At 52.9% G+C, this 25,146-nt stretch carries 16 protein-coding genes; 7 read left to right on the forward strand and 9 right to left on the reverse strand.

Annotation, left to right across the window (positions count from 1 at the left end; all coding sequences use genetic code 11):
* Positions 1–316: 316 nt before the first annotated feature.
* The 6 genes from NST26_RS22640 to NST26_RS22665 all read right to left on the reverse strand — a co-directional run bounded on the left by NST26_RS22640 (position 317) and on the right by NST26_RS22665 (position 13,669).
* Positions 317–6,277, reverse strand: a complete 5,961-nt coding sequence (locus NST26_RS22640; protein ID WP_340979806.1) for an S-layer homology domain-containing protein — start codon at positions 6,275–6,277, stop codon at positions 317–319.
* Between the two features lie 219 nt (positions 6,278–6,496).
* The gene (treR, locus tag NST26_RS22645; protein ID WP_340979807.1) at positions 6,497–7,216 is read right to left on the reverse strand and encodes a trehalose operon repressor; all 720 of its coding nucleotides are present in this window, start codon (positions 7,214–7,216) and stop codon (positions 6,497–6,499) included.
* A 127-nt stretch (positions 7,217–7,343) separates the two neighbouring features.
* On the reverse strand, positions 7,344–9,323 hold the full coding sequence (treP, locus tag NST26_RS22650; protein WP_340979808.1) for a PTS system trehalose-specific EIIBC component: 1,980 nt from the start codon (positions 9,321–9,323) through the stop codon (positions 7,344–7,346).
* Between the two features lie 101 nt (positions 9,324–9,424).
* Positions 9,425–11,149: an alpha,alpha-phosphotrehalase gene (gene treC / locus NST26_RS22655; protein ID WP_340979809.1), complete on the reverse strand. Its 1,725-nt coding sequence runs from the start codon at positions 11,147–11,149 to the stop codon at positions 9,425–9,427.
* Between the two features lie 732 nt (positions 11,150–11,881).
* Positions 11,882–12,985: a Gfo/Idh/MocA family protein gene (locus NST26_RS22660; protein ID WP_340979810.1), complete on the reverse strand. Its 1,104-nt coding sequence runs from the start codon at positions 12,983–12,985 to the stop codon at positions 11,882–11,884.
* Positions 12,986–13,009: 24 nt separating this feature from the next.
* Entirely contained in the window at positions 13,010–13,669 is a 660-nt protein-coding gene (locus NST26_RS22665; protein WP_339310665.1) for a ThuA domain-containing protein, read from the reverse strand.
* Between the two features lie 225 nt (positions 13,670–13,894).
* Between NST26_RS22665 and NST26_RS22670 the strand changes: the two genes are divergently transcribed.
* From NST26_RS22670 to NST26_RS22680, 3 genes are all read left to right on the forward strand, one after another.
* The gene (locus tag NST26_RS22670; protein WP_340979812.1) at positions 13,895–14,728 is read left to right on the forward strand and encodes an AraC family transcriptional regulator; all 834 of its coding nucleotides are present in this window, start codon (positions 13,895–13,897) and stop codon (positions 14,726–14,728) included.
* 183 nt (positions 14,729–14,911) lie between these two features.
* Positions 14,912–16,441 carry a collagen-like protein gene (locus tag NST26_RS22675; RefSeq protein WP_340979814.1) on the forward strand — a complete coding sequence of 510 codons (1,530 nt, stop codon included), beginning with the start codon at positions 14,912–14,914 and terminating at the stop codon, positions 16,439–16,441.
* Between the two features lie 252 nt (positions 16,442–16,693).
* Positions 16,694–17,893, forward strand: coding sequence for an MFS transporter (locus tag NST26_RS22680; protein WP_340980860.1), 1,200 nt, complete (start codon positions 16,694–16,696; stop codon positions 17,891–17,893).
* Positions 17,894–17,962: 69 nt separating this feature from the next.
* On the opposite strand, the gene NST26_RS22685 is transcribed toward NST26_RS22680, so the two are convergent.
* Positions 17,963–18,643 carry a GDSL-type esterase/lipase family protein gene (locus tag NST26_RS22685; RefSeq protein WP_036731538.1) on the reverse strand — a complete coding sequence of 227 codons (681 nt, stop codon included), beginning with the start codon at positions 18,641–18,643 and terminating at the stop codon, positions 17,963–17,965.
* A gap of 241 nt (positions 18,644–18,884) precedes the next feature.
* Here NST26_RS22685 and NST26_RS22690 point away from each other — a divergent pair, with 241 nt between their 5' ends.
* The 4 genes from NST26_RS22690 to NST26_RS22705 all read left to right on the forward strand — a co-directional run bounded on the left by NST26_RS22690 (position 18,885) and on the right by NST26_RS22705 (position 22,090).
* A complete protein-coding gene (locus tag NST26_RS22690) occupies positions 18,885–19,568 on the forward strand; it encodes a pectate lyase (protein WP_340979815.1) in 684 nt (227 codons plus the stop codon).
* Positions 19,569–19,911: 343 nt separating this feature from the next.
* Positions 19,912–20,643 (forward strand): amino acid ABC transporter substrate-binding protein, encoded by a 732-nt coding sequence (locus NST26_RS22695; RefSeq protein WP_445323377.1) that lies wholly within the window; start codon positions 19,912–19,914, stop codon positions 20,641–20,643.
* Between the two features lie 28 nt (positions 20,644–20,671).
* Positions 20,672–21,331: an amino acid ABC transporter permease gene (locus NST26_RS22700; RefSeq protein ID WP_036731532.1), complete on the forward strand. Its 660-nt coding sequence runs from the start codon at positions 20,672–20,674 to the stop codon at positions 21,329–21,331.
* 15 nt (positions 21,332–21,346) lie between these two features.
* Positions 21,347–22,090: an amino acid ABC transporter ATP-binding protein gene (locus tag NST26_RS22705; protein WP_340979818.1), complete on the forward strand. Its 744-nt coding sequence runs from the start codon at positions 21,347–21,349 to the stop codon at positions 22,088–22,090.
* 518 nt (positions 22,091–22,608) lie between these two features.
* On the opposite strand, the gene NST26_RS22710 is transcribed toward NST26_RS22705, so the two are convergent.
* Complete coding sequence (locus NST26_RS22710) at positions 22,609–23,760, reverse strand: AI-2E family transporter (RefSeq protein ID WP_340979819.1); 1,152 nt, start codon at positions 23,758–23,760, stop codon at positions 22,609–22,611.
* A gap of 205 nt (positions 23,761–23,965) precedes the next feature.
* The gene (locus tag NST26_RS22715) at positions 23,966–25,030 is read right to left on the reverse strand and encodes a suppressor of fused domain protein (protein ID WP_340979820.1); all 1,065 of its coding nucleotides are present in this window, start codon (positions 25,028–25,030) and stop codon (positions 23,966–23,968) included.
* Positions 25,031–25,146: the final 116 nt, after the last annotated feature.

Consider the following 25,146-nt stretch of genomic DNA (forward strand, 5'->3'; position numbering starts at 1 on the left):
TGCATCATACCCTCCTCTGGAATGAAAGCAAGCGTTTACAATCGCTAGTGTTATTTTACAAGCCCGAATTGAACTTTCCTATGCGCAGACTAAAGAACTTCCCCCGAAAAAATGTGCAATTTCCGCCTACAACTGATTGTACTGGAAAAACACACCGGTTGCTCGCCATTTTGCTTGAGTTAATGGTCATTTTTTGCGGAGTTTAACACCTACCCTGTAGTGGTCTCAAAAGTTAACAAAAGCCGTCCCCCAACCATAATCTGGCTTGAGGGACGACCCTGATCTTGCTTATACAATGGTTATGTGATGCTTATACTTACGGATTAATCAGATTCGATTGAATCAGTAATCTTCGGATGGCAGCCGACGCCTCGGCGCGGGTAATATTCTCGTTTGGCGCAAGACGCTGCTCGTCTCTGCCCAGAATAATACCAGCTGCCAGATTCTGCTTCACATTAGCAATCGCCCATTTGGCTACCGAAGCGGAATCTGCGAAGGACTTCAGCAGTTGCTGAGTCTGCTCTTCGCTGCGCGAAGACTTCAGTTCTGTGATGCTCAAGGCTCTGCTGACAATTGCCATGGCTTCCTGTCTGGAGATATTGTTGTCCGGTCTGAAGGTTCCGTCCGGATAACCGGTGATCAGACCGTTCTCGATGGCAACCTGAAGCTCCAGCCCGTACCATCCGCCTGCGGAGACATCGCTGAACGTAACAGGCTGCTCCCCATGGGTGACAATGCCGAGCGCTCTTGCCAGCATGGCAGTGAATTCAGCCCGTGTGATCGCCCGCTGCGGTTCAAAGACCGCTTCCTTCGTGCCGCTTACCACCAGTCTTGAGCCCATGTCATTGACATCCGGCTTACCCCAGTGATTCGCTACATCCGGGAATTCCAGCGGATTCCAGATTAAGCCGAATTCTCCGCTCTCCAGGCTGTTGATCGTAGCGTAGTAACGTCCGTCTTTAACGGTTACATATGTCGGCTGATGATAGATTGAACCATCCCGGTATAATACGCCAGTGGTAATCTTCATATCTGCCGGTACTTCAAGCGTGTACTTCGCCCAGCCGTGGCTGGTTACCTGTACCGTCTGTCCCTGATACTTCGCCTTAATAGAGAAGTTCACCAGAGTGTTACCAGGCTGTACCTTCTGCTTCGCGGCCGCAAGCTTGAAGGCTTCCAGGCTGTCAGAAGAGGATGCCGCCAGCTCAGCTGTGATGACAATACCACCCAGATTGTCATTCTTCAGTCCAAACTGCTTGCTGAGCGCTGCCAGATCGATAGCAGCTGCGTCAAGCTTAATCGTGCCCAGCTTCGACTCGATCACAATTTCACTGCCCTTATTCTGCAATTCCTTCACTTGATCTGCGGTCAGCTCTACACTGGCCGAAGGAACTGTCTCGCCTTTTACCCCAGGGACAGTTGCAGGTGCAGTTGTAGGTGCGGGTTCAGTTTCTTTAACAGGCTCCGCAGCCTTATCTGTAATCCGTACAATCTGGAAGGTACTGAATTTGTTAATCTGAATCTCCAGCGCTACAGGCTCGCCGCCCCGATTATACACAATTTCTGGCGTGTAGATTGTAATCTCGCCATCGCTGTGTTCAACGTACACCCGCAAGCTGTCCAGGAAGGCGTCGCGCACCCCGGAGCTTTGCAGCGGAATCTGATCCGCGAACTCTGACAACGGAAGCTGAATCCGCGTATTGATCTTGTCATAGTTAGTCTCAATCTCCCGTGGTGACCCAAGATTCTGAAGTGTCTTGTCACTGGCCAGTGCCAGCTTGGAAGAACCGTTCAGGATCGCGTTGCTCTGGACGTTCGCCTTCGCCTGCGGGTCCTTCACCGGTACAATCCGGAAATACAGGTCGGTAGCACTCGCATCAAGCTGTGCCAGGCTGGCTGCATCCAGATGGATCGAGCCGAGTGCAGTTACAATATCCAGTGAAGCCTTGCGCCCGGCAAGAATCGAAACGGCCGTTGATGGAATTTCAACTGCAATTTCATCCGCGCGCGCAGACAGATCATCCACATGGGTGATGGTTACACTCCGGTTGGCTGTATCCGGGTCATTCGGGTTCACGCCTTCCACAAGGTTATACACTTCATTCTCATCAATCACAATGGTGTCAATCTTCGTTCCGTTAGACAGGTTCGTTCTTAGAATGGTCACGCCCTGCTCCAGCGGCTTGCCGTCATTAGAGGTAGACAGTCCGGCTGTTCTGGACGTTGCTTCACGAACGGCACCTTCCTTGACTACGCCTTTCGCCTTCACAATCAGCAGGTATTGCTTCACTGCACTCTTACCGTTCCGGGTAAAGGTAGCGGTCAGAATAACATTCGTATCCTGGACCGGAGGAGTTACATTTCCCTTGGCCTGGTCCGCATCCTGCTGGACGGCGATTACCGGAGTTTCACTGGAGGTCCAGGTGATCTTGGTGTCATATTTGCCGGTCTGCAGCAATACGAAGGCTTCGGTGACACTCTCCCACGTATCACCAGGCGCGAAAGTGGCCGCCGTGTTGATTCCCGTACTTCTTGCCGCTTCCTCTGCCGCTTCCTGGTCACTGAGCTTTTTTACAACAATTGTAAAGGTTTTGACCAGTATCTCGCCCGGACGGTCAGGGTCTGCCAGCTTCACAGTAAGTTCTACCGTCACATCCTGTTCATCCGGTCCCGGTCTCTTAATCCGCCCAGTGTTCGTGAGCACCTCCGGTCTACTCGAAGTCCAGGTCAGGACAGAGCCGGTGTCACCGGTCTTAGGCAAGAATAGATTACGGGTTACAGACTCCTCTGAATCTCCAGGAGCATAACCGATCTTGACATTCACTTCATCCTGAGGAAGATCGACCGTAGCCGTTCCTTTGACCGTAATATAGAAGTCCTGCTCCCGGAAGAAGCCTTCCTTGGCCACACGAGCTGTCAATCTTACCACCGTATCCTTCAGCGGACGCTGAACCTCACCGGTGCTGCTGACAATATCGCTGCGGTGGCTCGTCCATACGACCTCAGAGTCATAGTAGCCCTTCGAGATCAACTCAACATCCTGCGTTACACTCTTGGCCGAATCTTGCCCTTTGTAGCCAATTCTCAGCAATTTCATCGCTTCATCAAGCTGTTCATCGATGCTCTCACGCTTGGCCTTAACAGTCACTACGAACTCTTTCTGATAAGTCACACTGCCCTTGGTCACCGTTGCTGTCAGGGTAACCTTCTGGTCTCCATCTGCATAAGCGGGGCGCTTCACAACACCGTCTGGAGTAATAACTGATTCCTGGGAGGAGGTCCAGGTGATCGTGCTGCCGCTGGTGCTTTCGGTAATCAAGTCAAGATCCGTCAGGACCTGCTCCTGCTCCTCGTTATCTTCCCGAATCATGTCCCAGTCCAGCTTGGCCAAGGTCTCATTTACAGATTCTTCGTCTGTCATTGGACGCTTGATGACCGTAAGCACGAATTCTTTGGTCAGCACGCTGTCTCCCTTACGGATGACCGCTGTTAAGGTTACCGTCCGGTCCCCCTTTGAAAAGGAGGGTGGTGTTACCGTTCCGTCAGTGGCAATCACCTCTTCATCCGAAGAGCTCCAGGTGATCGTGCTGCCATTCGTCCCATTCTCCGGCAAATACACCGCAGAGGTTACCGATTCCTGCTTCACATTCTCCTCGCAGATCGTATTCCAGGTAAGCAGGTAAGTATCTTCGGTTACCGATTGTTTGTCGGTGCCGGCCTGCTTTTTGACAATCAGCTCGAAGGTCTTGGTCAGCTCGGATGTCCCGTTCTTCAGCACTGCTGTCAATGTAACCGGCTGATCTCCTGTCTCGAACGGAGGTCTTGTCACGGTGCCGTCTGTGGCAACGACCGTTCCATTGGTGGAGGTCCAGGTAATCGTGCTACTGTTAGCTCCTTTTAGAGGTAAATCTAGTCCGCTTAGCACAGAGCTTTGCAGGGTATTGTCCTTACGGATCAATTCCCAGGTTAAGGCATCCATATCACGCTTCACCAATGCGCCCGCACCCGGTAACTGCAGGTCAACGTTATTGGAGGTCACAGGCTTAACCCCGTCTACAATAATAGAAGGATCAACTGTGACTGAAGCAAAGGCAGAAGCCTCGTACTTTCCAGCCGCCTGACCGGTGAAATGAATCTCAAGTACCGTGCCGCTAACCCGCACCACGCTGAAGCTTAAGCCTTCAGGCATATTATTAACACTTACGCCGCCTTCGACCTCTTCTGTAAATACGCCGTTACGCAGGGTAACCGTTAGCGTCTCTGCCGCTGAGCCGTCACCCGCATCGTGGATTACATCAGGAGACGCGGCAATCACTGCCGGAGGAGAGCGGAACAGAATAGCGAAGGTTCCTGACGGAATGCCTGCTAGCGTAACCGCTGCCCGGTTCACACTGTCAGCAGTCTTATGGCTGGCAGCCTGGCCGGTAATGGCCACCGTAATCTGGTTCGGAGAATCCACGGTAATCTTGCCCGGCGTAAGGCCCGGCGGCCAATTCACCGCTTCGATGGCATCCATAACCGACTCATCGAAAGAACCGTTCTTCAGTTCAAGAACAAGCACATCCCCGATCGTGCCATCATTCAGATCCGATTCATAGAGCTGCGGTGTCTTGACCACCAGATAAGGCTCTTTGTCCAAGAAATCGAATTTGAAGGTGTTCGTGCTTAAGTCCGCCGGGCTTCCGGCAAGCTTGCCGGAAGCTACGGTTACATAAGCTCCGTAGACATCGCTGGTCACCGTAGCTGCACCGGTGAACTGAAGCGTGAGCTCTGTGTCGGATACTCTTGTCACGCTAGTGCCAAGACCGGCTGGCAGACCATGCACCTGCACATCGGCTGCATCAATCGTTTCATTGAATTTGCCGCCAGTAATCGTCACGCCAAGCGTCTCAGTGATTTCACCCGAGCCATAGACCGCTTCGGATACAATCCCTTTATTCAGGCTAAGCGCCGCAGGATCTCTGAACGTTACACTGAAGGTCTTGGTCGTCAGGCCGGAGGAGATCCCCCGCAGATTCTCCTTATCGACGGTAACGGACAGGTTCTTTGTTGTCGCATCCTTGCCGTGATTAACCGCTGAACCGGTCAGCGTGAAGTTAAGCTCGGTATCACTAAGCCGGGTGACGGCGAAATCGAGTCCGTCCGGCAGATTGTTGATACGGATATGGCTTGGATCAATAGAATCAGCAAGGGTCGCACCGACTATTTTCACCTTCTGGTTGCCGGTAACGGTTCCATCATTCGCCTTGGCTTCCACCAGCTCGGTGCTGGCACCTTCATCCAGCTCAATGTCAGAGATGACTTCACTGAAATCCCTCTCATCGAGACTCGTATAATAGGTGAATTTCTTGCTTGCGTTCGGAGCCAGCGCACCAGAATCCCAGGTCATGGTAATCCCTGCATCAGCCTTGACTTCCACGTTCTTCGCCTTCGGACTGTTGTAAGCTTCCAGCGCATAAGGGTTAGTATTGGTAAACCCGAAGACGGAAGCCTTCGCCCGTGGATCACTGGAATAGAAGAAGATTGGGGCTCTTGAATTAAAGGCCTTGTACAGCGGATCATTATCAGCAATAGTACTCGCCTTCACGACTGCAGCACGATCTTCCTCAATGGTGTGGGTCACAATATTAGAGGTGACATATGCCCCTCCTTGATCCACCGTATTATCCGGGTCCATTGAGCGCATATACCGCGCCCCGTCCCAATTCTTATCTGTAAGATTGGTAATAGTCACATCATTGCGGTAGAATTTCTGGTTCTCCCCAAAGCTGATCACCTGCTTAATCTCCATAGTGTCAGTCCATGTAGATACCGTAGTCGCACTCAGAATTCCTTTATCCGTCTGCGAGGTATTTACAACGGTGGTCGGCATATCCATCGAGTGCATCTGCGCTGAATTGGACTTCGCATATGTATTTCCGCCGATCTGGTATCCTACCGCGAACCGTTCTTCAGGGGTTCCCGGCAAATAATAATCGACTGGCAGATCTTTGCCTGTTCCATATCCGTCATGATCCGCACTCATTCCCAGATAAGGTCTGGAATTCGTTCCACGGAAATTAGCGGGCTTACTGCCCATCGTACCGAAATTCCCCCAGTTGCTTATCCCCAGTTCAATGAATTTGCCTCCCAGGAAAAGCTCTGTTCCGCCTTCCCCGCCATAGGCAGCCCTTGCTCCCCAATCTGCTGAATCTGCATGTACAGCCAGGGGCGCTGGAAACATAGACAGGATCATTGTGGGCACCATTAGCAGTGCGAGCAGCTTCTTACGCTTCATTGTCTCACTCCATTCTTCATCATTGAAATGCAAGCCTATCCCTAATAAAAGCAAATCATTCTCACAAAATTCTCACAAATAATCGAAAATTGTCGACAATTCCTACAAAAAGTCATAAAAAAGAAGCAGAACGCACGTTTATACGTGAACGCCCTGCCTTATGGTGCTTCATATTCAGCTATTTCAGGAATGCTCCCTCGCCTGCCTGTGCCTGACCGTTCACCGCCTAACCCTTCTGGCAAAATCCACAAACTGAAATTTGTCCAGCCGGTGCCGGGACTCGGTATATTGAAACAGCACGGTATTCTCAAGATACACATAGTTGCGCACTACGACAATATGCGTATATTGCTTCAGGTCCAGCAGGCGCTGATCCTCCCCGGTTGAGGGCTCAACAGAAATCAGCTTTTTGGCATAACTGATCTTAAGACCCAGCTCAGACTCCAGGTATTCATAAATAGAGCCTTCTGCAATCTCCTTGCTCAGAAATGGGACGATATCTGAGCGGAAATAGTCTTTGTCCAGAATAATCCGTTCGGCTTCAATCTCTCTGGCGCGGATCACCTTCCACACCTGAGTCTCTTCGGCGATATGCAGTTGTCTGGCCAGCAGGGAGCCTGCCGGCTCCAGGACCGTCTCCTCTACCAGTGTCCGCGAGGTAACCCCGAGCGTCCCGGACATTTCCTGAAATGAAATCAGCCCGGTCACAGGAAAATCCATCCGCGTCATATCCAGCACGAACGAGCCTTTGCCTTTGATTTTGTTAATGTAGCCCTCACGGAACAGGAGATTCAGCGCCTTGCGCACCGTCTCCCGCGAAGTCTGGTAAGCCTCCGCCAGCTCACTCTCGGAGGGCAGCTTGGTTCCGGGCGCAAGCTGGCCGGAATGAATACGGTTGCTATATTCCGTATAGATCTGCAAAAATATATTCTCTCTCATCGATCATCACCGCCCTATATTGTAACACGCCCTGGCTGCAGGACAGAGTATATAATTCTATAATTGTAGAAAACAGCCCCGCAGGGCTGTCCTCCATTCCTTATATTGTATGCCTGATCCGCTCAGCTCAACCCTTCAGATGAACCGTCAGAATACTTGTCTGCTTCGCCGTTGCCGGTCCGGTCTTCTCCTCAATCCGCTCCACCATATCCTGCCCTGCGGGGATAATGATTGGAGTGATTAATGGATATCCTGCGGCGCGGATGGCCTCCATATCGAATTCCAGCAAAAGCTCGCCAGCCTTCACTTTATCGCCGATATTGGCACGTGTGGTGAAGCCGCTGCCCTTCAGCGACACGGTGTTGATCCCGACATGGATCAGCACCTGGACTCCGCTGGCATGCTCCAGAATCAGCGCATGCTTGCTCTTAATCACATGGGCCACTGTAGCATCAAACGGAGCATACACCTTACCCTCGGCGGGTTCAATGGCAATCCCTTCACCCATCTGCTTCTCGGCAAATGCAGGATCAGGAACCTGCTCCAGCGGCACTGCCGTTCCGCTGAGCGGCGAGGCCAGCTCCAGAATATTCACCGGCTCCTGCGAGCCTTGAACGGAGCTGCGGCTGTTCAGTTCCCCGCTTTTGGACGCAGGCTTAGCATCCGTCAGATCTGTTGCCTCTGACGGGCTTTTCGCTGCACGCTGCACAACTGCCCGGCCATACAGCACCGTGGCAACAAACGGCACAATCAGTACGATCGCCATCCCGATGAAGAATACGCCCCACTGGTTAGGGAAGATCGACAGGAAGCCGGGAACTCCCCCTACACCAATGGAAGTGGCCCGGACCTGATTCACGGTCAGCAGCACTCCGGCCATCGCGGAGCCGATCATCCCGAAGATGAACGGGTAACGGTAGCGGATATTTACCCCGAAGATCGCCGGCTCGGTGACTCCAAGGAAAGCCGAGACGGAGGAGGTAACAGCCAGCCCCTTCGTCTTCTGTTCTCTAATCACGAACATCATAGCCAGTGCGGCCGCACCCTGGGCAATGTTGGAGAGCGCCAGCATCGGCCAGAGGAACGTGCCTCCTTCGCTGCCGATTAGCTGAACATCCACGGCCAGGAAGGTGTGATGCATGCCCGTAATGACCAGCAGCGAATAGAATCCGCCGTAGATTAAGCCGCCGAGGATGGCGAAATGATCGAAAACATAGATCAGTCCGGAGGTAATGGCATTCGCAATGCCGAACGTAACCGGTCCGATGATGGTGAAGGCCAGGAACCCTGTAATCAGCAGAGTCACGGGTGCGACCACGAGCAATTTGATCGAATCATGAACCCGCTTATCCAGGAATTTCTCAATACTGGCAAGAATATAGGCCGATACCAGGACCGGCAGGACCTGCCCCTGATAACCGATCCGCTCCAGATGCCAGCCGAACAGATTCCAGGTTGGAACCGTCCCTTCCGTAGAAGCGTTAGCATAGCTGTAAGCACTTAATAAGTCTGGATGAACCAGAATCAGACCCAGCACAATCCCGAGCAGCGGACTGCCCCCGAAGCGGGTCACGGCCGCCCAGCCGATCAGAGCCGGCAAGAAGGTAAACGCCGTGCTGGCAATCGTATTGATGATCGCCGCAATATCCTTCCACTGCGGATAGACATCCACCAGTGACTGGCTGAAGAAGATCCCCGGGCCGGTCAGCAGGTTATTGATCCCCAGCAACAGACCCGCAGTTACGATGGCCGGAAGAATGGGAATAAAAATATCGGCCAGCGTCTTGATCGCCCGCTGAAGCGGGTTCTGCTTGCGGGCAGCGGCTGATTTCACCTCATCCTTGGAGGAGCGGGGGCCGCCGGTCAGCTGAATCATCTCATCATAGACTTTATCTACCGTTCCCGGTCCGATAACAATCTGGAATTGTCCCTGGGAAGAAAATTGTCCCTTCACAAGGTCGTTGCGGTCCAGCGCCGCCGAATCCACCTTGCTCTCGTCATAGAGTGAGAACCTCAGCCGGGTAACACAATGCGTTGCAACCTCAATATTTTCCTTGCCTCCAACCGCCCGGACGATATCTTCAACATTTTTGCGGTCTATAGCCATATTGTCACTCCTCGCGTAGTTGATAAATGCTTACCAGTTGTTGCTTCTCTTAGCGGGCGTTGCTTCTATATTTAAGTACATTTCTTTAGGTCCAGCTTCCTTTAGTTCCGGCTGATCAGCCACAGGTATGAAGCATATGGACTAAGCTGAAGCTCTTGAGTCAGTGAGGGATGCTCATCCGTATTGGCAAGCAGAAGCCTGTCCTTCCCGGCTACATTTAAGTCCGCCCAGTGCTCCTCCGGGAACCGGAAGCGGACATCCTTGCCGCTGAAGTTCGAGACCACCACCAGCGCCTCGCCGTCCCCCATCCGTGCATAAGCAAACACCTCGGGATGTGCTTCGTCCAGTCTGCGGTAGATGCCGTCGGTGAAGACCGCATGCGCCTTGCGCAGAACGATCAGCTTGCGGTAGTGATGGAAGATCGAATCCGGCCGCTCCCGCTCCTTCTGCACATTGATGTCCGGGTAACGTTCATCCACCTTCAGCCAAGGAGTACCAGTGGTGAAGCCTGCATTCGCGCTGTCATCCCACTGCATCGGCGTACGGGAGTTGTCCCTTGAACGTTCCTGCAGGATAGCGAGAGCCTCCCCGGGGCTTGCCCCCTGCTCACACAGAATCCGGTACATATTCAGCGACTCGATATCGCGGAATTCCTCGATCCCCCGCCACTTGGGATTCGGCATCCCGATCTCTTCTCCCTGATACACATACGGCGTGCCCTGAAGCCCCTGCAGGGTGGTCGCCAGCAGCTTGGCGCTTTCTTCGCGGTACCTGTCATCATCGGTGAATCTGGAGAGGGCGCGCGGCTGATCATGGTTATTGAAAAATAAAGCGTTCCAGCCCCCGCCCTGCTGCATCCCGGTCTGCCACTCCGAGAACAGCCGTTTCAGCGCCTCGAAATCATAAGGCATCAGCTCCCACTTCCGGCCGTTCGGATAATCCACCTTCAGATGATGGAAGTTGAACGTCATTGAGAATTCCCGCCGCTCAGGATTGGAGTAACGGATGCAATGTTCAAGTGTTGTAGAGGACATCTCGCCAACCGTAATCAGCTTATGCGGGCCAAACACCTCATCATACATCGCTCTGATGAATTCATGGACACGTGGACCGTCTGTATAGTACTTCCGCCCGTCTCCGGGCGGCACACTTCCGTCATCATCCGGGAAGCGCTGGTCCTTGGAGATCAGGTTAATCACATCCATGCGGAAGCCGTCCACACCCTTGCGGGCCCAGAACAGCATCATCTGGTTCACCGCGCTGCGGACCTGAGGGTTCTCCCAGTTCAAATCCGCCTGCGTCTTGTCAAAAAGAGTAAGATAATATTGGCCTGACGCCTCATCCAGTTGCCACGCCGGGCCGCCGAACTTCGACTGCCAGTTGTTCGGTACTCCGCCGCCCGGCGCCGGGTCCTTCCAGATATAATAATCGCGGTACGGATTCTCCCGGCTTGAGACCGCCTGCTTGAACCACTCATGCTCTGTTGAGGTATGGTTCACTACGATATCCGTCATCAGCTTCATGCCGCGCCGGTGCAGCTCCGCTACCAGCTCGTCGAAGTCCTCCATCGTGCCGAATTCCGGGTTGATCCGCTCATAATCCGCTACATCGTAACCGTTATCATGGCCGGGCGAGACATACACCGGCTGCAACCAGACAATATCAATGCCAAGCTCCTGTAAATAATCTAATTTCTCGGTCAGACCTCTTATATCTCCTGTTCCGTTCCCTGTCGTATCCTTGAAGCTCTTCGGATATACCTGATACACCGTGGACCGCCGCCACCATTCCGAATGCCGGGCTTGGCTCAAAGTTAGCACCTCCATGTAGAATTTCTGTGTTGTCCTCAGCAAAAATCGCTTTATTGTCATTCATTACACTTGTATATACAAGATCAAACACCTCACACAGTGTAAACCTGTATATACAGGTTGTCAATATGGGTTGACCTAGTAGATGATTTAACGGGTAATTTAGTAATTTAGTAGTTGGAGTAGTAAATGGGTAGTGGGAAGATAGTCGGTGGGTGGGGAGATAGTGGGTGGGTAGGGTAGTTGATAGATAGTGGGTGCCGGGAAGCTCGCGGGTATAAGTAGTAGGTGGAAATTGTACATTTAAATTTCGTCAAATAGGCTTCGGAGGGCATTTAATTGGATAAACAGCATCTACTATGTTCCATTTCCCTGCCTCTGGACATTTCCGGCAGAATTACATGTACTTTTTCCACTTGCTTCAAGCAGCAGCAACGGAGCGATGGCGCGGCGAGGGACGCAGCAGATTGCCCTCCCCCTTCTCCATTCGTCTACTTCTGGCGGCATTCAGCATAATGAGGTGCACTACTGCTCCTCATTAGCATATTTAGCACGCGTCAGGTGAGATCGGGTGCACTCTCATAATGTCCTAAACAATAAAAAAACAGCGCCCCTCCCCGAATACCGGAGACAGGAACGCTGCCTATTACTAGTCCTCTTTACCTCACTGTACCTCTTTATACCTCTTTGAATCTCTCTGTATCTTTCTGTACCTCTTTTATCTCTGTATATCTCTCTTACTATTAATTATTCCAAATATCCCTTAATCAGTCCCAGCGGCAGAAGCTTAGGCTGCTCGCAGGTGGTGGTCAGCTCTGCATAGCGCTTGGTGTCTGAGCTGGTGTGGAAGGCGTGCATCATCTCCAGCACATGATTCGCCAGCTCGCCGTTCGCACGCGGAGTCTCTCCGGTCTCGATGCAGCGCGCCATATCCGCTACGCCGATGCCCCGGCTGTTCCCCTCATAGCTATGAACCACCGGAATCTCCTTGAATTCGGAGCTATGCGCCGGGCGCAGCAGGATCGGGCCGCCGAAGGTATTCGGGTCCGGCACAATCAGGGTACCCAGCGAGCCGTAGATCTCAATGCGCGGCAGTGTGCTGTGCCAGACATCGAAGCTGGTAATCATCGTTGCAACTGCTCCGCTGGCGAACTGGATCGTTCCGGCCACATGCGTAGGGACTTCAACCTCTACAACCTTGCCGAACTTCTTCTCACTGGTGATCGTCCGGGTAGGGAAAGAGGTCTTAGTCATGCCGCATACCGTAGTCGCCGGGCCCAGCAAGGATACGAGAGCCGTCAGATAATACGGTCCCATATCGAACATCGGGCCGCCGCCGGCCTGATAGTAGAATTCAGGGTCCGGGTGCCAGCTCTCATGACCATGGCAGAGCATGAAGGCCGTTGCCGCCACCGGCTCGCCGATATATCCGTCTGCAATCAGCTTGGCGCAGGTCTGCAGACCACCCCCAAGGAAGGTATCAGGAGCACAGCCGATGAACAGATTCTTTTCTTTTGCCAATGCGACCAGCTCGGTTCCGTTCTCAAGCGACAACGACAGCGGCTTCTCCACATAGACATGCTTGCCTGCGAGCAGCGCCTGCTTACACACCTCGAAGTGATAATTTGGCGTCGTCAGATTCACAACAATCTCAATCTCATCCGAAGCCAGCAGCTCCGCTGTTGTCCAGACATTCGGCACTCCGTACTGCTCTGCCGCCTGCTGCGCCCGCTCCAGATTAAGATCCGAACAGGCGTAGACTTCCGTATTCTTGAAGGTTCCGGTCAAATTTTCAAAATAAATGCCGCTGATATTCCCGCAGCCAACAATCCCAATTTTAACTTTACGCACGCTGTATCCCACCTTGTCCTTCGTTTATTTAGCTGCCCACAAGAAGCCCCGGCGCATCAGTTCCTTGGCCTCCGGGATATCGAACACATCCGCATGATGTCCAAGCGCGTTATAGAATACCTTGCCCTGGCCCCATTTCTTCGTATAGACCACCGGCATCGTGATCACACCATTGGCCGAATGCTCGCCTTCGCTTATTCCAAAAGTGGTGGTAGCCAGTACATTCACCGCCGGATCGACATGCAGATAATACTGCTCAGACTTCACCATGAAGTCCTGCATACCTTCCACAATCGGGCTGGAGCCGGATTTCACGATGTTCACTTCATAATCCACTCCATCGTTGAAGGGATGCGCCACCCATTGCGACCCGGTCAAAAATTGCCATTCCGTATTGGTCCGGAAGGAATCGCACATCCCGCCGTGACAGCCCGCGATGCCTACGCCGGAAGCCACAGCCGCCAGAACCGCCGAGCACTGCTCCCCCTTGATTTCGCCCATGGTCCACACCGGTACAATCAGGTTCAGCGCCTTCAGCGCCTCCGCATCATTGAAGCTGTCCAGCGTATCAGAGACTTCAACCTCGAAGCCTTCATTCGTAAGGATATCTGCAAAAAGCGCCCCTACCTCATTCGGTTCATGCCCGTCCCATCCACCTTTTACAATCAATGCCTTCTTTGCCATATCAACCTCTCCTTTTTGTCCTATTTATCCAAGTTTGGGTTATAGATTGATTCAGATCAGGTCTTCCTGAAGAAATTGTAATCCATTACGAGCCTTCTTGCTCGTCATTTTGCTTGTGGGAATGGTCATTTTTTGCTAAATTTAAAGTTGCATGATGCTGTTAGCAGCAAAATATTGAAACCGCTTCCTGACCATCGGCCGGGAATGTGGAGAACAGGAGTAAGCATGCGAGCTTTTCACGAGAACAGAACCTATCAATCCGCGTTTCCCTTCACGGCTTTTGTGAGTCACAATATAGATTTCCTGGCGCATTGGCATAACGATCTGGAGATTGTCTATGTGCTGGAGGGCTCCATCCGCATGGGGATCAACTCGGAGACGCGGCTCTTGAACTCCGGGGATCTGGCTGTATGCAGCAGCGGGGATATTCATTATTATGACAGCAAGAACAGCCAGTCCAAGCTGCTGATGATTATTTTCAATCCTTCGCTGATCGGGTTCCCCGCCGGCTGGCCGCTTAATATGCGGCTGACCTCCCCTTTTCTGGAGCAGCATCCGTCCGGCCCGGACGAAGCACGAATTCGCGGCCGCCTGCCCGCGATCATGCAGGAGCTGCTGCAGGAGCATCTTCAGAAGCCTCCACATCACGAGCAGCTGATGACCGGGCTGCTGCACGAGCTGTGTGCCCTGATTCTGCGGCAGCTGCCGCTGGATATCGTTAATCCCCACAAGGATAAGCGGCGCATTACGAACATGAAGATCATGCAGGAGGTGCTGGAATACCTGGACGTCCATTACATGCACCCCATCACGCTGGCCGACGCTGCCCGCCACGCTAACATGAGTCTGTTCTATTTCTCCCGCTTCTTCAAAAGCATCTCAGGCATGAGCTACGTCGCCTACCTGAATAGCATCCGCGTCAACCAGGCGGAGCGGCTGCTGCTTAATACGGACAAAAGTATCCTGGATATCGCGCTGGAATGCGGCTTCACCAATATCCGCACCTTCAACCGTGTATTCAAGCAGGTCAAGCAGCGGACACCGAGCGAGCTGCGGTAACTTGAAATAGGCTAAAGAAAAAGTAACAGCCTGCACAGGAGAGTATCCTTGCGGGTTTTTTGCGGTTATATGGGGCTTCCTAAGTCCACACCAAACCAGTAAGTCTGAATATTACTATATTAATCATTAAGTGTGCTGCTGATGGAACGAAATTCAATTATACGGACAGGAAGTGATCAAGCAATGGCCTTTTTATCAACAGGACCGATCGAAAATAACCCGGTTAGCGGAGTGAGGCCTACTCAGCAGGTTACCGTTAAAATCGATAATCGCAGCGTGAGCTCGGCGTTCTCTGTATCTATTCAGGGGTATTATCTAAATGCGGGAACAAGGGTCTTGTACGTTAGCGAAGTTGTCCAGCTTGCAGCAAATCAAGTCATTACGAAGAATTATTATGCTGATTTTAATGGTTTTGAATTTATATTTGTTACATCTGATAGTGTGACTGAGTTGAGCAATGTCGTTCAAATTTCGGTGTGGGGCAAGAGTAGTACTGGTCAGCTGGTCACCGCTCACCGCTTAGTATCTGAAGAACTGCTTGGAGAACATAACGGTGGAGGGACCACGGGGCCAACCGGAGTGACCGGACCTACCGGTCCAGGGGGAGGGGCTACGGGGCCAGCCGGAGTGACCGGACCTACGGGGCCTGGGGGAGGGGCTACGGGGCCAGCCGGAGTGACCGGACCTACCGGTCCAGGGGGAGGAACCACGGGGCCAACCGGAGTGACCGGACCTACCGGTCCAGGGGGAGGGGCCACGGGGCCAACCGGAGTGACCGGACCTACTGGTCCAGGGGGAGGAACCACGGGGCCAACCGGAGTGACCGGACCTACCGGTCCAGGGGGAGGGGCCACGGGGCCAACCGGAGTGACAGGACCTACTGGTCCAGGAGAAGGGGCAACAGGGCCGACCGGAGTCACCGGAGTCACTGGTGCTACCGGCCTTACCGGAGTCACCGGAACTACCGGATTCACTGGGGCTACCGGCCTTACCGGCCTTACCGGAGTCACCGGAGTCACCGGAGTCACTGGTGCTACCGGCCTTACCGGAGTCACCGGAGTCACCGGAGTCACTGGGGCTACCGGCCTTACCGGAGTCACCGGAAGCACCGGATTCACTGGGGCTACCGGCCTTACCGGCGCTACCGGATTCACTGGCGCTACCGGCCTTACCGGCGCTACTGGCCTCACTGGGGCTACCGGCCTTACCGGCGCTACTGGCCTCACTGGGGCTACTGGAATCACAGGGCCGAATATATTGGCCACTCATGGACGATTTGTTCCGGTCAATAACACAGCAGTAACTAATGGCGTCCCGGTTAATATCCCGTTCAATACGGTATTTGCTCAGGGGATTACCCTTGGAGGTACCGGCGGTAACCAAAGTATAGTGATACCAGAAACAGGCATTTATTTTGTTGCCTACAACATTCGATTGTTTATTAGTGATACCTCTGCAAGTGCCGATATTATAACTGTTATACCTACTTTGAACGGTGCAATTACCCCCTTCCCCTCCTATCTGTATAAAGCTGCTGGAGGAACTACAGGCTCTGGCGGCCTGGCCCTGGCGGCCAGTGGTCTGATAAATGTAACTACGGCCAACACAGAGCTTATTTTCCCAGTCACGGCACAAGGGATTACGGGGTTAAACTTGCAAATCACAGGACAATCTGACACTTACAGTAATGTAAGCATATTTAGAATCTCTTAAATGTAGGGCTAAAAAATGAGCAAAGGCGGTTCAACCGGTCCAATTCCTCCAAATGCTCGTACACCGCAGGAAAGTTATCATCCCCTGCCTGTGCGGGCTTTCTTTATGTAGGGAGATTGAACAAGTAACCCTTGCCCTTTCACCGTAAAATAACTACAATACACGTATTCCAACACGCAATCTTCCAGGAGGCAATTTACCTTGAAAGCTCAGTCCCGCAACTCTGCAAACAAACGCAATACCGTTTATTTCATGCAACTTGTCACTATCTTCCTGGGCTTTGTCGTCTTTGGCATCTCGGAGAATATTAAAGGGCCCGCCATCCCGCGGATTCAGCTCGCCTTCAATCTGAATGAGGGGCAGCTCGGCACCCTGCTCTCGCTTAATGCGCTTGGCTATCTGATCGCCTGCTCCTTCACCGCTATTCTTGTCCGCAAATGGGGCATCAAGGCAGTCACCGTTATTTCGTTCGCCTCGATGGTGATCTCGGGCGTGCTGATCTTCCTGTCCCACAGCTATCCGCTGTTTGCTTCCTCTTACTTTCTGATGTACATAGGGAACGGGATGCTGGAGATCGGGCTGGCGATTCTGGGGGCACGCATATTCGTCAAAAACACGGGGATGATGATGAACCTATCCCACTTCTTCTATGGCCTAAGCTCAACTGTAGCGCCGCTGCTGGCAACCGGGGTGATGTCGCTGAGTGTATTCGGTCATACGCTGGACTGGCGGGGGATGTATCTGGTCATGCTGTCGCTCTGCCTGCTGCCGATTCTGTCGGCGCTGCGAAGCACGTTTCCCGGGGATGATCTGCCGAATGAGGACCGCACCTCCTTCCGTACCCTGACGCGCGATCCCGCGCTCTGGATGATGGTGATGATTCTGTCCTTCGGCGTGGTCTCAGAGCTGGCTGTGGGCGGCTGGCTGGTTAACTTTCTGGAAAAAGCCTACGCCTGGGATACCGTCCGCGCTTCCGGCTTACTGTCAGCCTTCTTCCTGCTATTCTCCCTGGGACGGCTCTTGCTGGGTGCACTGACAGACCGGATCGGCTTCGTGCTCTCGCTGATTATCTTCTCCTGCTTCTCGGCGGTCTGCACCTTCGCCGCCCTGGCCGGCGGGGAGCGTCTCGCCTTTCTGTTCGCCCTATCCGGCGCTGGGATCGCTATTATCTATCCTACCGTGATGGCTTTTATTGCCCGCCGTTACCCGAACGGAAGCGATACGGCTATTACCTTTGTGGTCACGTTGATGGGCCTGGGCAGTGTCATCGGCAATTATATTATCGGCTGGGTCATTGAGACCGTCAAAAGAATGTACGGCAGCACAACAGAGCTTGGCCTGCTGCGCGGTCTCCAGGCGGGGTACGGGTTCATCGGGCTGTGCGCAGCGGTCTGCTCCTTGTCGGGAATTGTGCTGTATGTGTATTTGAAGCGGCGGCGGGAACTGATCTGAGGGTTGTGAGCAGCAAGAGCAGCGCCTCTCCGGCTACCGGAAGACCGCTGCTCTTGCTGCGTGTGGCTGCTATAGGTATTTTTTCAGATTATCAAGAACCACGGAGTACCCGTTCCCATACATATGAACTCCGTCCATCGTATACTCTTCCTTCAGATTCCCTTCAGCGTCCGTAAGTCCCTCATTCACATTAATGAACTCATACCCGTGCTTCCCGGCTAATTGTTCCACCGCGCTGTTCGCTTCCAATAAAGCCGCATTGGTTCTCGTTCTGAAGTAGTTCTCCCGCATCTCCTCATCCATTCCGGGGAACTCGGCCTTGGCATTCACCGGATAATACGCCATGACATACACCTTGCACTCCGGCAGCCTCTCTCTAATTCGGGTCAGAATCTCATTGTAATTCGCAAGCAGCTTCTCCAGCTTATACTCCCCGTCCGCTGAGCTGATGTCGTTGGTGCCGATATTAATGAACAGCTTCGAAGGTGCAAGCGCAAGCACGCATACCTCCAGCACTTCAAGCAATTCCCGGGTTACATAGCCTGCAATCCCGCGGTTATAGATCACCGTCTGCTTCTCCAGCGTCTGCTGTAATTCATTCACCGGAAAAAACTCCATCAGCGACGAGCCGGTCATCACGGTCTGCCCTTTTAGCGCCAAGGTATTCAGAATGCTATACTTCTTCACCTTCTCTTCTTTCTCTCTCTGCCACTGAATCTCCATCATCTCGTCAAATTCTTCCTGAGTCATTCTATTCTCCTCCGCTTCTATTGTCTATGTTATTCTACCATTGTTAACCTTTATCTCTCAGCTTGCAACCCTTGCCCAATTGTGTCGAAAATATGGAAATTGATCTCCATGTAAGGTTTATGTTCTATGCACACGTGTTCTGAATAGGTTAGATATCGGGTGCAGTCGGAGGTGCACATCTGGCTGGATTGCCCGCAAGGTACCGGTACGCCGGACCTCAATTCTACAGTTGAAGGGCGGAATGTTTTTGAAAAAGGTAGTTGGCTTGCTCCTGTCGGTTGCATTGTTGTCTTCGTTCTATGTTGCCAATCCCCCCGAGGTATCAGCCGCATCGCCAATTGTGGTAAATTCGACGATTGTAGTGAAGGCCGGTGAGACGTATAACGGCAATGGCCAGACGTTCGTCGCCAATCCGAGCACGCTCGGAGACGGCAGCCAGGCAGAGAATCAGAAGCCCATCTTCCGGCTGGAAAAGAATGCTACACTCAAAAATGTAATTATCGGCGCTCCCGGCGCAGACGGGGTGCACTGTTACGGCAACGCTACCATCTCCAACGTAACCTGGCAGGATGTCGGCGAGGATGCCCTGACCCTGAAGGCCTCCGGCACCGTCAATATTACAGGCGGAGGTGCGTACAAAGCCTACGATAAAGTGTTTCAGGCGAACGCTGCGGGCACCATCAACATTAAGAATTTCAGAGCCGATGATATCGGCAAGCTGGCCCGCCAGAACGGCGGCACCTCCTATACGGTGAACTTCACACTGGACAACTCGGACATTTCGAACGTCAAGGATTCCATCTTCCGCACAGACAGCAGCAGCAGCGCAGCCCGGATTACCAATACCCGCTACCGCAATGTGCCCACCCTATTCAAGGGCTTTGCCTCGGGCAAGACCAGCCAATCGGGCAACACGCAATATTGAGATAAAATAAAGTCAGGGCAGCTAGTGTGAATCCACCCGTCTGATGCCCGCAACATACCGCCGTTAACAGTAACCGCCTTCATTTCCGGCTCTTCCGGGATGGAGGCGATTTCAGTATATACGGAGGATAAGCACACATGAACACAAGCATACACGGCGAGGCGGGATTAGATTTATTTTGGACACATCTGCCTCTAGGAACTCTATCGACATAAGCTCACATGATATGCTATTATGATAGCCTGATAACGTATTAACGAACTAAAGCAACCGATGCGGCAGGCAATCTACTAGGGGGATTAGAGAGATGAAGAGACAGGGAATATGGGTTCTATTAACCATCATGGCTATTGTACTAATTACAGGCTGCTCAGGGTCCGGTTCAGACGGCAAGCTGGTGATCGGCATAGACGACAAGTTCGCCCCGATGGGCTTCCGGGATGATGACAATGAGCTTGTCGGCTTCGATATTGACTATGCGCGAGCGGCTGTCAAGAAGATGGGCAAGGAGGTTACCTTCCAGCCGATTGACTGGTCCGCCAAGGAATCCGAGCTGAACAGCGGCCGGATTGATATGATCTGGAACGGATACACCATCACGGACGAGCGCAAGGAGAAGGTGCTGTTCACCAAGCCTTATCTGGAGAATAGCCAGGTGGTAGTCGTGCTGGCGGGTTCATCGCTGTCTGCGCTTAAGGATCTGGCCGGCAAAGAAGTCGGATTGCAAAGCCTCTCCTCTGCCGCCGATGCCCTGGATGCCAGTCCGATCAAAGCCGAGCTTAAGGACGTGTCCGAATACCCCGACAATGTCCTGGCTCTGACAGACCTCAAGTCCGGCCGTGTGGATGGGGTAGTTATTGATGAGGTTGTCGCCAGATATTACATAGCCAAGGAGCCGGATACGTATAAGCTGATGGAAGAATCACTGGCTCCTGAGCAATATGGTATTGGAATCAAGAAGGGCAATGATGAACTGCTGACAGAGCTGCAGAAGGCGCTGGATGAGCTGAACAGTGACGGAACCGCCGCTGAGATCTCAACCAAGTGGTTCGGAGAGAACAAGGTATTGAACTAGATGCTATCGTTTAGGAGCCGGTTAAGCCATGGATATCGATTATATTATTAGAATTTCCGGACCGATGCTTGAAGGCGCCCGGACCACGGTGCTGCTGTTCCTGATTGTGATCGTGCTGTCCATTCCGCTCGGGATGGTGGTCACTCTGATGGCCAAAAGCACGCTAAAGCCGCTGGCCTGGATCGCACACGCTTATATTTACGTCATGCGCGGAACGCCGCTCTTGCTGCAATTGTTCTTCTTCTGCTTCGGCCTGCCGCAGATTCCCGTGATCGGGGAATATCTCGTTATGGACCGCTTTGTAGCGGCCAGCCTGGGCTTTATTCTCAATTACGGCGCTTATTTCGCCGAGATCTTCCGGGGCGGGCTGCTCTCGATCGATAAAGGCCAGCATGAGGCGGCTAAGGTTCTGGGCTTAAGCCGGTGGCAGACGCTGCGCAAGGTGATTCTCGCCCAGATGTTCCGCGTGGCGCTGCCTGCGGTCGCCAATGAATCCATTACGCTGGTCAAGGATACCGCTCTGCTGTATGCCGTGGCGGTGCCTGAGCTGCTGAATTTCGCCAAGACGGCGGTGAACCGGGATTTCACCGTCACACCTTTTGTCGTAGCGGGCGTCATTTATTTGCTGATGACCCTGGTGCTGACCTTGTTCTTCAAGCTGCTGGAGAAACGTTTCAAATTTGAGTAGAAGGGCTGTTTGGCTATGAGTAGCATGATTGAAGTACGTCAATTGAAGAAAGACTTCGGCAGCCTCAGTGTGCTGAACCAGATAAGCTTTGACGTGAAGCCCGGCGAAGTCGTTGCGGTGATCGGGCCCTCGGGCTCTGGCAAAAGCACCATGCTGCGCAGTCTCGTACATTTGGAGGAGGTCACCGGGGGCAGCATCTCGATCTGCGGGAAAGTGCTTGTTGAGGATGGACGCTACGCCAGTACGGCGAATATTAGAGACATCACCTCAAGTATGGGGATGGTGTTCCAGCATTTTAATCTTTTTCCGCATCTCAGTGTGCGGGACAACCTGGAGCTTGCCCCGCGCACGCTGAAGCGGGAGAGTGTGCAGCAGATTACGGCCAAGAGCCGGGAGCTGCTCTCCAAGGTAGGCCTCTCCGACAAAGCGAACGTCTACCCCTCCACGCTATCCGGCGGGCAGAAGCAGCGGGTTGCCATCGCCAGAGCGATGATGCTGAGCCCGGATATTCTCCTGTTCGACGAGCCGACCTCGGCGCTCGATCCCGAGCTGACCGGCGAGGTGCTGCGTGTCATCCGCCAGCTGGCTGAGGAGAACATGACGATGATGATCGTCACCCATGAGATGAGCTTCGCCCGCGATGTCGCCGACCGCGTCTTCTTCATGGACAACGGAGACATTGCCGAATCCGGCACACCAGAGGAGATCTTCGGCAGCCCGAAGCTGGAGCGGACGCGGACGTTTTTGATGCGGGAGTAGGTATAGTGGATACTTATAAGTTTAAGAAAACATCGAAGTAGCTGATTACATTTCAAACGAATTTATAACAAAACAAACACACCGAAAATCATGTATAGCATTGATTTCCGGTGTGTTTGTTTTAATCTATATACCTATTCTGGTAGTGGGACGAGGATCAAGCTAAGCTCAGAACGCAGCAGAGGAAGCAAGTGGATTTAGTCCATCTAATTTTGCGCTACAGACACACTTTCCAAGATTAGTTGGATAAAGAACACTTGTTGGAGCCGACTTTAGGCGAATCCTTATATATTGGAATATTAGATGTACTTTTTCCAACTGCTTCCCTGTAACAGTCCACTCCACGTGAAATAAGTGCCTATTTTCCACCTCTCACCCAAATCTTCCATTACTCTGCCCCAACCTCACCCTTGTTCACTCTCACTTCATCCAAGCTCACCCTTGCTTCATCCAACCTCGCAATTTCTATGGACCCCCTACGCGCTAATCGGTCCTTAATCTCCCTTTTTCAATTCCGTTTACTCCCCCGCATCCGCAGGCGGCGCCGTGTCCCCGGGCACCGGCTCTACCGGTCCCATCGGCGCTGCCGGCTCCTCCTCATCCCAGCGCTTGCGGAGGAAGAGCTGATAGAGCTTGACGATGATGATCTTGAGCATCATGTAGACCGGAATAATGACCAGGATGCCGATGATTCCGCCGAAATCGCCGCCGGCCAGGACGAGAATGATGGTGGTCAGCGGGTGGATATCCATGCTTTTTCCGAAGATATAAGGGGCCACGAGGTTATCCTGAATCTGCTGCGCAACGAGTACCACCACAATGGACCAGACCGCCGTAGACGGGGACTCAATCAGACCGATGATGAAGATTGGCACGGTAGACAGAATGGCTCCGATAAAAGGGATAAAGTTCATCAGCACCGCCACCAGCGTCAGCAGCAGCGCATACGGCAGGCCGATGAACAGGAACCCGATGTACATGAGCACGCCGAGCGCCAGATTGACCAGCACTCTGCCGACGATGAAGCTGCCCATCACGTTATCAATCTCGGCAACCACCCCCGCGCCTTCCTCGTGATAGCGTCTCGGGAAGAAGCTCACGAGCTTATCGCCGAACTTCCCACCCTCCTTCAGCATGTAGAACAGCAGGATCGGGAAGGTGAACAGCACAATTGCAAAATTAGAGACAAAGGAGAACAGCCCGGACACATAGCCCGTTGCCAGCGAGAAGCCTGTATTCAAATAGCCCATCAATTGGCTGGACAGGTTCATATTCTCGGGAATCAGTCCCGACAGCAGCTCAGTGTTCTCCAGCTTACTTAGCTGCTCCCCCACTGCTCTCAGCACACCCGGCATATTGTTGACCAGGTTCAGCAGCTGACTTTGCAGCGATGGCCAGACGCCTACCGTGAAGCCCAGCAGCAGAACAGCAATGACCAGATAGACCAGCAGGATCGCCAGCGTCCGCTTCAATTTGCGCGAGGACAGGAAGTCGATCAGGGGCCGAAGCAGATAATAGAAGAATACGGCCAGCATTAACGGCACCATCACAACATTGAACAACGAGATAACAGGGGTAAAAATAAAGTCTACCAGTGAGCCGACATAGATAATGCCCAGCACCAGCAGCACGGCAATACACACGCGGATAAACAAATTCAATTTGGCCATAGTGGGCTCCCGTTCCGTTATTTTGAACAGCGTTTCTTGTTCACTTAAATATAGCCGGGGTTTCTTAATTCAGACTAAACCAAGTCTAAAGATAAGCTAAAGATTTGGTCTCCAGGCCGGAATACGGCTATGTTTAATTTCGTCATGAAACGGCTCTGAGATAGACGGGTATGATTTGCCGAAAAGAAAGCTGCCGTCCGCGCGGTTAGCCGATAGTTTCGACCACATTGCCTTCCTGGTCTTTGATGTAGGTCTTGCGGATCTGCACCTTCAATTCCTTGGCGGCAGACAGCCGGAGCTCCCCTTCCTTAGGCTGGAGCTTCTCTTCCAATTCCAGGACCACCTCTTCCGTCAAGCCGATGCGGACAAAATCCTCGTTGACCACAGTCCCGTTAACGGGTTTCAACTCCAGCATCACCTGCCGTTGCTTGCTGTTCAGTGTCAGCGGCTTCCCCTTCAGCAGACGGCCGCGCAGCAGCTTGGCTATAGTCGGTGCCTGCCGTGCGCCTATGGTCAGGACAGCAGGTGCTGCACTGAACAGGCGGCTTGTACCCGGCTCATAATCCAGTTCATCCACATACAGAATGCCCGTCTGGGAACCGTCACGGTCGATACCCTGACGCACCGCTTCCTGAATGGCCGGAAGCCGGAGCAGCGATTCCCGGGCAAGATCGGTGATGTAGAGAGGGAGCACCTCCTGACTGGCCTCCAGGAAGGCGTTGGTATTCCAGGACATCATCGCTTCCAGCTCATCCGCTGTGATTCCTACCATCTGCAGGAATTCCACACGGCCGTTCGGCGTATCCACAGCCGGAAGCTCCGGGTCATCGGTGAACGCCAGCGCTGTCAGCCGAGTATCCGCCCCTAGGCAAATCGGGCCATTGGCATCCAGGTGATGGCCGGAAGCAAAGATATTTCCGCTGGAGAATACATATCTGGCCATGTTCTGCAGCAGATTAATCGCCCAGGCTGGAGGCTTCTGCTCGCCTGCACTGCGTGCCAGACGGAAGGTCAGCTCGAAGCCGTAGCCGCTGTACTCAGGATCTTCGGACTCCTTCTCGAACAGCTCGGTGAAACCGAAGGTTACGAAATGCCAATGCGGATAAGGCTGCTCGGCTGCATAGGCGCTGATTCCGTTCAGCGGGTCATTGCCTCCCAGGCTATACGGCAGCATTGCCGCATAATGCTTCGGCTCCTGTTGCCCGTACAGTCTCTTCATCTGATCTTCAATGGCATCCCAGCCGATAGCTTCCACTTCTTGCTCACTCATCTTGTTCCCTCCAGGTTCATATTTATGTACAGCCGGAATTCCCATATCCGGCCCAGAATCTCCCGTTCATTACCCCAAATTCCATCATCACAAACCCCAAACCATATAAATTCCGC

The organism is Paenibacillus sp. FSL R7-0128 (assembly GCF_038002245.1).
Classification (GTDB): Bacteria; Bacillota; Bacilli; order Paenibacillales; family Paenibacillaceae; genus Paenibacillus_AQ; species Paenibacillus_AQ silagei.